Genomic DNA, 13,049 nt, shown 5'->3' with positions numbered 1-13,049 from the left:
GAACATCATGAGTCTTTATCGCCTGCTTTCCGCGCTGCTCTGCTACCCCGAACAGGAACTGCTGGATGCCCTGACCGAGGTCGAGACCGCGCTGGCCGCCCATCCCGACGCCGAGGAAGCCCTGCAACCGCTGATCGGCCATCTGGCCAGCCAGGACCTGATCGCGCTGCAGGAGACCTACGTCGCCACCTTCGACCGCAACCGCGCCCATTCGCTGCACCTGTTCGAACACGTGCACGGCGAAAGCCGCGACCGGGGCCAGGCCATGGTCGATCTGCTGGAAACCTACCGCCAGCACGGCTTCGAGCCGGTGGTATCGGAACTGCCGGACCATGTGCCGCTGTTCCTGGAGTTCCTGGGCGTGATCGACCCGGCCGTGGCGCAGGACCTGCTGGACGAGGCCATTCACGTGCTGGCCGCCATCGGCGCGCGGCTGGCGCGCAGCAACAGCCCCTACGCCAGCGTCTTCGTGTTGCTGCGCGGGCTGTCGCGGGTCACCCCGCGCGAGCAGACCGCGCCGCCGGTGCGCGACATGGACGAAGCCATGGAGACCTTCGGCGCCGGCGCCGACGGCGTCGAGCCGCTGCTGCGCCCCTTTGCGGGCGACGGCGCCCAGGCCGTGCGCTTCTACCCCCGCACGCCCGCGGCCCGCTAATTTCCAGGACACGCATCATGAATTCCCTGAACCAGTTCTTCTTCGGCATCTATCCCTATATCGCCCTGACGGTGTTCCTGCTGGGCAGCCTGGCGCGTTTCGAGCGCGAGCAGTACACCTGGAAATCCGACAGCTCGCAGCTGCTGCATCGCGGCCAGCTGCGGCTGGGCAACATCCTGTTCCACATCGGCATCCTGGGACTGTTCTTCGGCCACCTGGTGGGCCTGTTGACGCCGGTGGTGGTGTGGGACACGCTGGGCGTGTCGCACACGCTCAAGCAGATGGTGGCCATGGTGGCCGGCGGCGTCATGGGCGGGCTATGCCTGATCGGTCTGCTGATCCTGATCCACCGCCGCCTGAGCGACCCGCGCATCCGCAAGACCACGCGGCCCGGCGACAAGCTGTTGCTCGCGTGGATCCTGGTGACGCTGCTGCTGGGCCTGTCCACCATCGCGCTGTCGGCCGGCCACATGGACGGCGAGATGATGGTGCGCCTGATGCACTGGGCGCAGCACATCATTACCTTGCGCAGCGGCGCCGCCGACTTCGTGGCCGATGTGCCGCCGCTGTTCAAGGCGCACCTGTTCATGGGCCTGACCCTGTTCCTGATCTTCCCGTTCACGCGCCTGGTGCACGTCTGGAGCGGCTTCGCCTCGGTCGGCTACCTGGACCGCGCCTGGCAACTGGTGCGCCCGCGCTGAACGATCCGGAGACCGACATGCCTGTGACCGTCAATGGCGTCGAACTGACCGACGCGGATATGGAACAAGAACTGCCGCTGCACGCGGACGCACCCAACCCGATGCGCGCCGCCGCCACCGCGCTGGTGCTGCGCCGGGTGCTGCTGGACGAGGCGGCGCGGCTGGGGCTGGGGTCGGAATCGGACCCCTTGTCCGAAGACGATGCCATCGGCGCCTTGCTGGACCGCCAGGCGCAGGCCCCCGAGGCCGATGAGGCGGCCTGCCGCCGCTATTACCAGGCCAATTCGCAGCGCTTCATCGTGGGCGAACTGATCGAGGCCGACCACATCCTGTTCCAGGTCACCCCCGGGGTCAACCTGGACATGCTGCGGGCCCATGCCAGCGCCGTGCTGGCCGACCTGCTGGCCGATCCCTCCGCTTTCGCCGAGGTGGCGCGGCGGCAGTCCAACTGCCCGTCGGCGGCGGTGGGCGGCAACCTGGGGCAGCTGGGGCGCGGCGACACCGTGCCGGAATTCGAGAAGGCGGTGTTCGCCTTGCCGGCCGGCGGCCTGCTGCCCCACGTGTTGGAAACCCGCCACGGCCTGCATATCGTGCGGGTGACGCGGCGCATCGAAGGACGGCTGCTGCCGTTCGAGCAGGTGCGCGAGTCGATCGCCACGGCCCTGGGCGCCGCCAGCCGCGACACCGCCTGGCGCCAGTACGCCAGGCTATTGGTGGAGCGTGCCGACGTGCGCGGCATCGATCTGGGCGCGGCCGAGGCCGACCGGGTGTTCGGGAGCCCGTCATGAGCCGCGCGCCGGCCCTGGCGGCGGCTCCGGTGATCAGCGGAGCCGCCATACCCGCCACGCCGCGCGGCCTGGTCGACGGCTTCGGCCGCCGCATCGACTACCTGCGGGTCTCGGTCACCGACCGCTGCGACCTGCGTTGCGGCTATTGCATGCCCAAGGGCTTCAAGGGCTTCGAGGAGCCCGCCAACTGGTTGCGCCACGACGAAATGGCGCGCCTGGCGGGCCTGTTCGCCGGCCTGGGCGTGCGCCGCTTGCGGCTGACGGGCGGCGAACCGCTGCTGCGCCGGGGCGTGGCCGGCCTGGCCGCCGCCATCGCCGCGCTGCCGGGCGTGGACGACTTGTCGCTGTCGACCAACGGCACCCAACTGGCGCGCCATGCCGCGTCCTTGCGCGCGGCGGGCGTAGACCGCTTGAACATCAGCCTGGACACATTGGACGCGGCCGAATTCGGCCGCATCACCGGCCGCGACTGCCTCGGCGCGGTGCTGGCCGGGCTGCGCGCCGCGCGCGATGCCGGCTTCGCCCCGATCAAGCTCAACAGCGTGGTACACGCCGCCACGCCCGAGGCCGACGTGCGCCGGCTGCTGGACTACGCCCTGGCGCAGGGTTTCATCCTGCGCCTGATCGAGCCGATGCCGGTGGGCGATTGCGGCCGCCGCTATGCCCATGCCGACCTTGGCGCCCTGGGCGCACGGCTGGCGGCCGCCGCCGGGCTGGTGCCGGCGCTGGCCGGGCAGGGCGGCGGACCCGCGCGTTACTGGAGCGACGGCGGCGGCGCGCCGGTGTTGGGTGTCATCACGCCCATGTCGCGCCATTTCTGCGCCGCCTGCAACCGCGTGCGGCTGGGCGTGGACGGCACCTTGTATCTGTGCCTGGGCCAGGAGGACCAGGTGCCGCTGGGCCGGCTGCTGCGCGCCGGCGCCAGCGACGCCGAACTGGAACAGGCCATCCGGGCCGGCATCGCCGCCAAGCCGGAACGCCACGATTTCACCGCCCGGCCCGAGCGCATCGTGCGTTTCATGTCGCAGACCGGAGGCTGAACCATGCGCGACCTGGAACGGCTGGTGGACGGCTTTCAACGCTTCCAGCACCAGTATTACGAAGCGGCGCCGTCCCTCTACCGCAACCTGCGCGATGGCCAGCACCCCAGCACGCTACTGGTGGGCTGCTGCGATTCGCGGGTCGATCCGGCCATGCTGCTGGGCTGCGATCCGGGCGACATCTTCACCGTGCGCAATGTCGCCAACCTGGTGCCGCCGCCAGACCGCGATCAGGGCCACCATGGGGTGCTGGCCGCGATCCAGTTCGCGGTCGAGCAACTGAAGGTCAGCCGCATCATCGTGCTGGGCCATGCCCAGTGCGGCGGCATCCGCGCGCTGATGGAACGGCCGGCGCGCGCCGACGGCGAGCCGGATTACCTGAACCGCTGGATGGATATCGCCGAACCGGCGCGCCAGCGGGTGCTGAACCAGATGCCGGCGGCGTCGGCGGCCGAGCGCCGGCGGGCCTGTGAGCAGGCGTCGATCCTGATCTCGCTGCGCAACCTGGAGGCGCTGCCTTGCGTGCAGCGGCGCCTGCGGGCCGGCGACCTCACTTTGCACGGCTGGTATTTCGACCTGGTGGCCGGCGCTTTGCTGGCATACTCGGCGCGGGCGGATGCGTTCCTGCCCATTGTCTGTCCTTTGTTCACGGAGTCCGCATGACCCCTGTTTTCGGTATCGCTGGCCGCTCGGGCAGCGGCAAGACCACCCTGATCGAGGCCATGCTGCCACTGCTGGGCGCGCATGGCCTGAAGGTCAGCGTCATCAAGCACAGCCATCACGACTTCGAGATGGAGCCGCCCGGCAAGGACAGCGCGCGCTTTCGGCAGGCCGGGGCGCAGGAAGTGATGGTGGCCTCGCCGTTCCGCTATGCCATCGTGCGTGAGCTGCGCGGCGCGCCGGAACCGTCGCTGCAGGATCAGGTGGCGCGCCTGGCGCCGGCCGACCTGGTGCTGGTCGAAGGTTTCAAGCAGGTCGCCATCCCTCGCATCGAGGTGTACCGTCCGGCGCTGGGCAAGCCGCCGCTGCATGCCGAGGACGCCAGTTTCCTGGCGATCGTCAGCGACGCCGTTCTGGACACGGACCTACCCTGCCTGCCGCTGAACAACCCGGCGGCGGTGGCGGATTTCATCGTCCACGCGGTGGTGCGGGGCTGGGCGAAAGGACTACACTCGACCGGATAACGCGCCGCGCGCGGCAATCCCGGCCCAAGCCGCGCCGCGCACGACAATCCCCGCCCCGCCCGCACGCCTGTCCCACCGCAAACCTTTGCTGATGACGCCGCCCGATCCCTGCACCGCTGCCCAGGCGCTGCCCTCGCCACGCCACCGGCTGTCCACGCGCATCGTCGCCAGTTCGCTGGTGGCGCTGATCGTGGTGCTGGGCATGATCGGCCTGACGCTGTGGCTGTCGTGGCAACTGGAAGGGGCGGGCGCAGCCATCAACGATACCGGCAGCCTGCGCATGCGCGCCAACCGGGTCGCGGTCGAGCTGATGCGGCCCCAGGCCGGCAGCCAGGCGCGCACCGAGGAACAGGTGCGGCTGATGGATGACACCATCGCGCGACTGGCGCGCGGCAACCCGGCGCGGCCGCTGTTCATTCCCAACGACCCGCTCATCCGCCAGCACTGGCGCGGCGTGGCCGACTGCTGGCGCGACATCATGCGGCCGGCCGCCATGCGCGCGATCGCCCGCCATGACGCGGCCGAGTACCTGGACACGCTGCCCGATTTCGTCGCCCGCGCCGACGAACTGGTGCGCATGATCGAACAGGACAACGCCGGCAAGACCACCTCGCTGCGGCTGTCGCAAGGCGTGCTGGCGGCCATCGCCAGCGCCGGCACGCTGGCCATGATCTACCTGCTGTACCTGTGGATCATCGCGCCGGTGCTGCGCCTGCGCGACGGCCTGCAGCGCATGGCGGCACGCGAATTCAGCACCCGCCTGCCGGTCGAGAGCCAGGACGAATTCGGCGTGCTGGCGCGCGGCTTCAACCGCATGGCCGACGAACTGCAAAGCCTGTATACCGGCCTGGAACAGCGCGTGGGCGAGAAGACCGCGCAACTGGCGGCGCAGAACCGCGACATCGGCGCGCTCTACGACATGGCGGCGTTCCTGAACCAGCCCAACGACATCGAGGCGATGTGCCAGGGCTTCCTGCGCCGCGTCATGTTGCAGTTCGACGCCGAGGGGGGCAGCATCCGCGCCCTCGACCCGGACAACGACAAGCTCAACCTGGTGGTGTCGGTGGGGCTGTCGGAGGAATTGGTCGAGTCCGAACACTGCATGCAGGTCGATGACTGCTATTGCGGCGTGGCCACGCGTCAGGCCGGCGTCATCGTGATCCAGGACCTGCGCCAGGCGCCGGCGCAGCCCGACCTGAACTGCCAGCGCGACGGCTTCGCCAGCGTGGCGGTATTCCGCATCGTCACGCGCGACGAGGTGCTGGGCTCGTATTCGCTGCATTTCCGCGAGCCGCGCAAGCTGACCGCGTCCGAATCGCAGCTGCTGGAAACCCTGGGGCAGCACCTGGGCGTGGCGCTGGACAACCGCCGTCTCGGCGCTCAGGCGCGCCAGCTGGCGGTGGTGCAGGAACGCGGCCTGGTGGCGCAGGGCCTGCACGACAGCCTGGCGCAGGGCCTGAACTTCCTGAATCTGCAATTGCAATTGCTGGACGCGGCGGTCAGGCGCGGCGACCAGGCCGAGATCCAGGAAATCCTGCCGCTGCTGCGCACCGGCGTGGACGAAAGCTACCAGGACGTGCGCGAGCTGCTCACCAACTTTCGCGACAAGCTGGGGCAGGGCGACCTGAAGACCGCCATCCACGATACAGTCGAGCGTTTCCGCCGCCAGACCGGTGTGCGCACCGAGCTGGCCTTCAGCCAGGGCCTGGGCGCGCCGCTGGCGCCGGAACAGCAACTGCAGGTGTTGTTCATCCTGCAGGAAGCGCTGTCCAACGTGCGCAAGCATTCCGAGGCGGACCGGGTCGACGTGGTGGTGCGCAACGAGCGCGATTTCAGCCTGCTGATCGCCGACAACGGCCAGGGCTACGATCCGGATGAGGTGTCGCAGCGCGGCGAGGCCCACGTCGGCCTGCACATCATGCGCGAACGCGCCGCTCGCATGCATGCCACGATTACAATGAAATCCCGGCCCGGCGCCGGCACGCGCATCGCGCTGACACTGCCCGGGGCTGAGCGCCAGGCCGCCTGATTCTTCCAGACCATGCCCATCCGTATCCTGCTTGTCGACGACCACACCCTGTTCCGTTCGGGCATGCGCCTGCTGCTGCAGCGCCAGCCGGATTTCGAGGTGGTGGCCGAGGCCGGCGACGGTGTCGAAGGCCTCAAGCGCGCCAAGGAACTCAAGCCGGACGTGGTGCTGCTGGACCTGAACATGCCGGGCCTGTCCGGCCTGGAAACGCTGCAACTGCTGACGCAGGACCTGCCGTCCTGTGCGGTCATCATCCTGACCGTCTCGGAAGAGGCCGACGAACTCGGCCAGGCGCTGCGCGATGGCGCCCGCGGGTATCTGCTCAAGAACATCGACGCCGAAGCGCTGACCACCGCCATCCGTCGCGCCGCCGGCGGCGAGCCGGTGATCGCCGACGGCATGACGGCCAAGCTGGTGGCGCAATTCCGCGACCAGGCCAACCTGGCGGCGCAGGCCCCGGCCGGGCAGGCCGAACGCCATCGCCTGACCGCGCGCGAGCGCCAGATCGTGCAGTGCCTGGCGCGTGGCGCCAGCAACAAGGTGATCGCGCGCGAGCTCGACGTCAGCGAAAGCACGGTCAAGATCCACGTGCAGAACGTGCTCAAGAAACTCAACCTGACCAGCCGCGTGCAAGTGGCGGTCTACGCGGTCGAACACGGGCTGCACGGCGACGATCCGGTCTGACTTGACCGCCCGGGCGCGCGGCCGCCGCGCGGTTTGATCTGCGACAAGGCCCCGCGCGGCGCCGGCCCCTAGACTGGCCGGCATGCAAACCCGAACCTCCCCCCTGGAACTCGTGGCGCCGGCCGGCAGCCTGGCCGCGCTGAAGGCGGCGATCGAGGCAGGCGCCGACACCATCTACCTAGGCCTGAAGAACGCCACCAACGCCCGCAACTTCGCCGGGCTCAACTTCACCGAAAGCGACATCCGCGCCGGCGTCGAACTGGCGCACAGCCGGCAGCGCAAGGTGCTGTTCGCCATCAACACCTTCGTGCAGGCGGGCCGCGGCCAGGAATGGCGCGCGGCGGTCGACGCCGCGCATGGGCTGGGCGCGGACGCGGTCATCATGGCCGACGCCGGCCTGCTGGCCTATGCCCGCGACCGCTATCCCGATCTGCGGCTGCACCTGTCGGTGCAGGGCTCGGCCACCCACAGCGATGCCATCGAACTGATGAAGGAACAGTTCGGCATTCAGCGCGTGGTGCTGCCGCGCGTGCTGACCCTGACCGAGATCGCCCGCATCTGCGCCAACGTCAGCGTCGAAGTCGAAGTGTTCGGCTTCGGCAGCCTGTGCGTCATGGCCGAGGGCCGCTGCCTGCTGTCGTCGTACGCCACCGGCGACTCGCCCAACAACAAGGGCGTCTGTTCGCCCGCCAGCGCGGTGCGCTGGGTCGAGGCGGACGGCCACCTGGACGCGCGCTTGAACGGCATCCTGATCGACCGCTACGGGCCGGGCGAGGCCGCGGCCTATCCGACCCTGTGCAAGGGCCGCTTCGAGGTCGAGGGCCACGCCGACCACGCGTTGGAGGAACCCACCAGCCTGAACGCCATCGGCCTGCTGCCCAGGCTGGCCGAGATGGGTGTGGCGGCCATCAAGATCGAAGGACGCCAGCGCAGCCCGGCCTATGTCACCCAGGTGGTGTCCACGCTGCGCGCCGCGCTCGACAGCGCCCACGCCGATGCCAACCGCTATTCCCCCCGCCCCGAATGGAACGCCATGCTGGCGCGCCATGCCGAGGGTTCCCAAGTCACGCAAGGCGCATTCGAACGTCCATGGAAATGAATCCCCAGCCTTTCCGCATCTCGGTCGGCCCGCTTCTGTATTACTGGCCGCGCCAGCGCACGCTGGCGTTCTACGCGGAACTGGCCGACAGCGCGGCCGACATTCTTTATATCGGCGAGACCGTCTGCAGCCGGCGCCACGAGCTGCGCGCCGACGACTGGCTCGACCTGGCGCGCGACCTTGCCGCCAGCGGCAAGGACGTGGTGCTGTCCGGCCGCACCCTGATCGAAACCGGCGCCGAGGCGTCGGCCCTGCGGCGCCTGTGCGAGCAGACGGACTTCATGGTCGAGGCCGGCGAGGCCGGCGCCCTGCGCCACCTGGACGGGCGGCCGTTCGTGGCCGGTCCGCACATGAACGCCTATCACGGCGGCACGCTGGAATGGCTGGCCGCGCGCGGAGCCGTCCGCTTCGTGGCGCCGCTGGAAATGCACGTCAATACGCTGGCGCGGCTGCTGGACGAGCGGCCGGCCGGATTGCAGGCCGAGGTCATGGTGTGGGGCCGCATGGCCCTGGCGTTCTCGGCGCGCTGTTTCACCGCGCGCCATTTCCGCTTGAAGAAGGACGACTGCGGCTTTCGCTGCATCGAACACCCCGATGGCCTGGACATGCGCACGCGGGAATCGCGCGAATTCCTGGCGATCAACGGCATCCAGGTGCAGTCGGCCGCCTGTCTCGACTTGCTGGACCAGGCGGCGCGTCTGGCGGACATGGGCGCCGAGGTGCTGCGCGTCAGCCCGCAGTCCAGCGGCACGCTGGCGGCGATTGGCGCGCTCGACGCGGTGCGCGGCGGCCGCGCGCAGGGCGCGGTGAGTCCGCCGGCCGGCATCGGCCGCTGCAATGGCTATTTCCATGGCCAGTCCGGCATCGCCTGGCAGGAGCGGCCATGAGCGGCACGGGATTCGCCGCGCCCGGCGTGGTCGCGCGCCTGGGCCGCCGCCTGCCGGCGCCGCTGGTGTCGCTGCATTTCGTCGCGGGACTGGAGCTGGCGCGGCGCCTGAACTGGCTCAGCCCGCCGCCCGAACTGGAGGGCCGCAGCTTCGCCATTACCGTCGAGGACCTGGGTCTGTGCAGCCGCTTCACGGTGCGGGACGGCGTCTTTCGGCCGTTGTGGCGCCGCCAGGCCTGCGAACTCGAACTGGGCGCGGGTGTGGCCGAATTGCTGGCCCTGATGCGGGGCGAAACCGACGCCGACACCTTGTTCTTTCAGCGCCGGCTGCGCATTTCCGGCGACACCGAACTGGGCCTGATCGTCAAGAACTGGCTGGACGCGGCGCCGCGGCCGGCATGGTTGCGGCGCTGGGAGGCGCGCGGCAGCCTGTGAAAACCGCCGCGCCACGGCGGTTTACGCGGGCATGAGCTGCGGGTAGTATCGCCTCCCAGTACCCACAAGGAGACAGCGATGACCGAAGCGAAGAAACCCGAATGGCGGCTGGAGACTATCGCCGTGCACGGCGGCTACAAGCCGGACCCGACCACGCGCGCGGTGGCCGTGCCGATCTACCAGACTGTGGCGTATGCCTTTGACGATACCCAGCACGGCGCCGACCTGTTCGACCTGAAGGTGGCGGGCAACATCTACACCCGCATCATGAACCCGACCACCGACGTGCTGGAACAGCGCGTGGCGGCGCTGGAAGGCGGCATCGCCGCGCTGGCGCTGGCCTCGGGCCAGGCGGCGGTGACCTATGCCATCCTGACCATTGCCGAGGCGGGCGACAACATCGTCTCGTCCAGCACGCTGTACGGCGGCACGTACAACCTGTTCGCCCACACGCTGCCGCAATACGGCATCACCACGCGCTTTGCCCATCCGGGCGACCTGGCGGCTTTCGAGGCGCAGATCGACGAGCGCACCAAGGCCATCTTCGCCGAATCGGTCGGCAACCCGCTGGGCAACATCACCGACATCGCCGCGCTGGCCGAGCTGGCCCACCGCCACGGCCTGCCGCTGATCGTCGATAACACCGTGCCGTCGCCGTACCTGCTGCGTCCGATCGAGCACGGCGCCGACATCGTGGTGCAATCGCTGACCAAGTACCTGGGCGGCCACGGCACCAGCCTGGGCGGCGCCATCATCGACTCGGGCAAGTTCCCGTGGGCCGAGCACAAGACCCGCTTCAAGCGCCTGAACGAGCCCGACGTCAGTTACCACGGCGTGGTCTATACCGAAGCCTTCGGCGCGGCCGCCTACATCGGCCGCGCCCGCGTAGTGCCGCTGCGCAACACCGGCGCGGCGATCTCGCCGTTCAATTCGTTCCAGATCCTGCAAGGCATCGAGACGCTGGCGCTGCGGGTCGACCGCATCGTGGAGAACGCGGTCAAGGTGGCCAACTACCTGCGCGAGCATCCCAAGGTCGATTGGGTCAATTACGCCGGCCTGCCGGACCATCCCGACCACGCACTGGTGCGCAAGTACCTGGGCGGCAAGGCGCCCGGCCTGTTCACCTTTGGCGTCAAGGGCGGCCGCGAGGCCGGCGCGCGCTTCCAGGACGCGCTGCAACTGTTCACCCGCCTGGTCAATATCGGCGATGCCAAGTCGCTGGCCACCCATCCCGCATCCACCACCCACCGCCAGCTCAATCCCGAAGAGCTGCAAAAGGCCGGCGTGCGCGAGGAAACCGTGCGCCTGTCGATTGGCATCGAGCACATCGACGATCTGCTGGCCGACCTGGACCAGGCCCTGGCCCAGGTGTGACCGGCGCGCCGGCGGCGCGCGGGGCGGATCGGCGCAGGACCGCTGCGCCTCAGCGCCGGGCGCGGCCGCCGTCGGCCGGGCAGATCACCGTGCGCAGCGAACGCTGGACCGGATCGCGCACCACCGGCGCGTTGTTCACGCCGGCCACCGGCAGCGATTCCACCAGGCTGCCGGTGGCATTGGGACCCGTATAGTGCTGCGTCTCGGTGACCGTATAGGTATTGGCGCTGCAGTCCATGATCACGGCCTGCGTCACCGAGCCATAGGGCTGGCCGTTGGTCTCGGAAACCCGAGGCTGGGCGTAGAACCATGCCACCGTGGCCAGCATCACCACGGGCCGTTCGGACAGCTGCGTGATCGAGGCGCCGTCATAGAACACGCCCGGCATGCTCTGCGGCGCCAGCGGCTGCCAGTCAGACCCGTTGCCCGACACCGTTGCGGCGCTGTCGTCCTGACGCGCCGCGACTTCGCTGGCGCAGGCGCCGCCCGGCGCCGGCTTGTCCTGGCGCGCGGCCTGGGCCGCGCAGGCGTCGGCCGGCGTGGGGGCCGGCTGGCCCCAGGCCGTGCCCGCCAGCGTGGCCAGGATCAGGGTAGGTAGCGCTTGCCTTGCAATCATGAGGGCGTTTCCAGAGCGGCATCAAGGTAAGTCACCCAGTATAGAGAAAGATCCGGTCATGGCCGCATCCCGCCGGCCGGCCCGGCGCAAGGGTATAGTCTCGTCGGTCCGGATGCCGCCACAATGCAGGGCGGCAGCGGCAGGTTTCGAGGGGAAACGCAGGAATGGATATCAGGGGGTACGCCAGCGCGGCCGCGATTGCCGTGGCCGGGCTATTGGCCTATGGCCTGTATCAGTTGGCGCCGCAAGGCCAGCCGCTGGTGCGCAGCGAGGTGATCGGCCAGCTCGACGGGCCGCCGCTGGCGGGCTATTCGCGCACGCTCCTGTACCGCTTTGGCGACTACCAATACCTGACCGGCCAATTGATCGTGGCAGGGCGGGTCCAGGGCGGGCTGGAGCAGGCGCCGGTGCTGGAGGCGCTGGTGCCGGCGCAGCATGAGCCGGGCGAGTTCGGGCCCATGCCGCCCATGCCGCAGGACGAGGCGGCCATCCGCCAGGCCGCCCTGGCCCAAGACCTGCTGCGGGCGGCCGCGGCCGCGCGCGAGGTGCGCAATTTGGTCTACGGCGGCCGCGACAACGGGCGCTACGCGCTGCTCGGTTCTGTCGCTGGCGATGCCGGCGTGACGCTCCTGAGTACCCCGGGCCAGACCCTGTACCTGGTCGCCGGCCCCTTGCGCCAGGCGCGCCAGCGTGGCGCGCCGGCCGTGGGCGGGGCATGGCGCTCGGATGACCAGGGCGCCAGTTGGCGCTACGCGCCCGAAGTGACGCTGGGCCCGGCCCAGCGCCACGCCATGTTCCTGACCGAGGCGCGCGTCGTGGCGCTCGAAGAGGCGGCCGATGGCGCGCGCCTGCTGGTGAGCGAAGACGGCGCCCGGCATTGGTCGGCGCTGCGGCTGGACGAGCAGGTCTGGCCCGATGCCGGCAGCTACGGCAAGGCGCTTGCCGATCAGGCGGGCCCGCAGCGCGGCGCCGCGGACGCGCGCCTGGCTTATGGCTGGTCGCTGTATCCGGTGGCGGCCGACCGGGCGGTGGGCTGGAGTTGGCGCGACCGGGTCGGGGCCGACGGCGCCGCGCGGCGTATCGAGACCCGGCGTTTCGAGGTGCGGTTCCAGGCGGGCGCATCGCCGGCGTTCCGTATTACCCATGGCGTGGCGCCGGTACCGCAACAGGACCCGATGTCGCGGCCGGTGCTGGGCATGCCGGTATACGCCACGCAAGGCAATCGCATTTTTCGCCTCGATACGGACCAGGGCAATTGGCACGAACTGGCCGCCACGCCCAAGGTGCGGGGCCAGCCGTCGTCGATCGGCCAGGCCTGGTTTGGCCGCAAGGGCTGGATGGTGCAGACCTATGCCGATCGCCTGTTCGATTTTGGCGAACGGACCCGGACCTATTTCCATACGCATGACCAGGGCCGCACCTGGCGGCCCTTCCAGCTGTCGCCGGACCAGGAGCGCGGCCTGCTGGGACTGGACGCGGCTGGCGAGGGCGTGCTGGTGCACGCCGAGCGCGACGGCAGGACCGTGATCCTGCGCTACGGGTTGGACTGAGTGTCGCC

The 13,049-nt window shown here is 69.7% G+C and carries 14 protein-coding genes; 13 read left to right on the top strand and 1 reads right to left on the bottom strand.

Annotated elements, in window-relative coordinates; translation table 11 throughout:
* Window positions 1-7: 7 nt before the first annotated feature.
* The 12 genes from narJ (at window position 8) to HV701_RS05905 (ending at window position 10,875) form a co-directional block, all read left to right on the top strand.
* Window positions 8-655 (top strand): nitrate reductase molybdenum cofactor assembly chaperone, encoded by a 648-nt coding sequence (gene narJ / locus HV701_RS05960; RefSeq protein WP_175132143.1) that lies wholly within the window; start codon window positions 8-10, stop codon window positions 653-655.
* Between the two features lie 17 nt (window positions 656-672).
* Window positions 673-1,356, top strand: a complete 684-nt coding sequence (gene narI / locus HV701_RS05955; RefSeq protein ID WP_175132142.1) for a respiratory nitrate reductase subunit gamma — start codon at window positions 673-675, stop codon at window positions 1,354-1,356.
* Between the two features lie 17 nt (window positions 1,357-1,373).
* Window positions 1,374-2,144, top strand: a complete 771-nt coding sequence (locus HV701_RS05950) for a peptidylprolyl isomerase (protein WP_175132141.1) — start codon at window positions 1,374-1,376, stop codon at window positions 2,142-2,144.
* Entirely contained in the window at window positions 2,141-3,184 is a 1,044-nt protein-coding gene (gene moaA, locus HV701_RS05945) for a GTP 3',8-cyclase MoaA (RefSeq protein WP_254595122.1), read from the top strand. Before HV701_RS05950 ends, moaA begins: the two co-directional genes overlap by 4 nt.
* A 3-nt stretch (window positions 3,185-3,187) precedes the next feature.
* Window positions 3,188-3,847 carry a carbonic anhydrase gene (locus tag HV701_RS05940; RefSeq protein ID WP_175132140.1) on the top strand — a complete coding sequence of 220 codons (660 nt, stop codon included), beginning with the start codon at window positions 3,188-3,190 and terminating at the stop codon, window positions 3,845-3,847.
* Window positions 3,844-4,368 carry a molybdopterin-guanine dinucleotide biosynthesis protein B gene (gene mobB / locus HV701_RS05935; protein ID WP_175132139.1) on the top strand — a complete coding sequence of 175 codons (525 nt, stop codon included), beginning with the start codon at window positions 3,844-3,846 and terminating at the stop codon, window positions 4,366-4,368. The genes HV701_RS05940 and mobB overlap by 4 nt, the downstream gene beginning before the upstream one ends.
* Before the next feature lie 91 nt (window positions 4,369-4,459).
* Window positions 4,460-6,397: a type IV pili methyl-accepting chemotaxis transducer N-terminal domain-containing protein gene (locus HV701_RS05930; RefSeq protein ID WP_175132138.1), complete on the top strand. Its 1,938-nt coding sequence runs from the start codon at window positions 4,460-4,462 to the stop codon at window positions 6,395-6,397.
* A gap of 12 nt (window positions 6,398-6,409) precedes the next feature.
* The gene (locus HV701_RS05925; protein WP_175132137.1) at window positions 6,410-7,081 is read left to right on the top strand and encodes a response regulator; all 672 of its coding nucleotides are present in this window, start codon (window positions 6,410-6,412) and stop codon (window positions 7,079-7,081) included.
* 82 nt (window positions 7,082-7,163) lie between these two features.
* Window positions 7,164-8,180: a ubiquinone anaerobic biosynthesis protein UbiU gene (gene ubiU, locus HV701_RS05920; RefSeq protein WP_175132136.1), complete on the top strand. Its 1,017-nt coding sequence runs from the start codon at window positions 7,164-7,166 to the stop codon at window positions 8,178-8,180.
* Window positions 8,171-9,067: a U32 family peptidase gene (locus tag HV701_RS05915; RefSeq protein WP_420867809.1), complete on the top strand. Its 897-nt coding sequence runs from the start codon at window positions 8,171-8,173 to the stop codon at window positions 9,065-9,067. The genes ubiU and HV701_RS05915 overlap by 10 nt, the downstream gene beginning before the upstream one ends.
* Window positions 9,064-9,501, top strand: coding sequence for a ubiquinone anaerobic biosynthesis accessory factor UbiT (gene ubiT / locus HV701_RS05910; RefSeq protein ID WP_175132135.1), 438 nt, complete (start codon window positions 9,064-9,066; stop codon window positions 9,499-9,501). The genes HV701_RS05915 and ubiT overlap by 4 nt, the downstream gene beginning before the upstream one ends.
* Before the next feature lie 78 nt (window positions 9,502-9,579).
* A complete protein-coding gene (locus tag HV701_RS05905; protein ID WP_175132134.1) occupies window positions 9,580-10,875 on the top strand; it encodes an O-acetylhomoserine aminocarboxypropyltransferase/cysteine synthase family protein in 1,296 nt (431 codons plus the stop codon).
* A gap of 49 nt (window positions 10,876-10,924) precedes the next feature.
* Here HV701_RS05905 and HV701_RS05900 read toward each other — a convergent pair whose 3' ends face one another.
* A complete protein-coding gene (locus tag HV701_RS05900) occupies window positions 10,925-11,491 on the bottom strand; it encodes a surface-adhesin E family protein (RefSeq protein ID WP_175132133.1) in 567 nt (188 codons plus the stop codon).
* A 164-nt stretch (window positions 11,492-11,655) separates the two neighbouring features.
* On the opposite strand from HV701_RS05900, the gene HV701_RS05895 reads away from it, so the two are divergent.
* A complete protein-coding gene (locus HV701_RS05895) occupies window positions 11,656-13,041 on the top strand; it encodes a beta propeller repeat protein (protein WP_175132132.1) in 1,386 nt (461 codons plus the stop codon).
* Window positions 13,042-13,049 lie beyond the last annotated feature (8 nt).

It is taken from the genome of Achromobacter pulmonis (genome assembly GCF_902859765.1).
Lineage (GTDB): Bacteria > Pseudomonadota > Gammaproteobacteria > Burkholderiales > Burkholderiaceae_B > Achromobacter > Achromobacter pulmonis.
The sequence above is the reverse complement of the archived record's forward strand: the minus strand, read 5'-3'. Positions and strand labels throughout refer to the sequence as shown.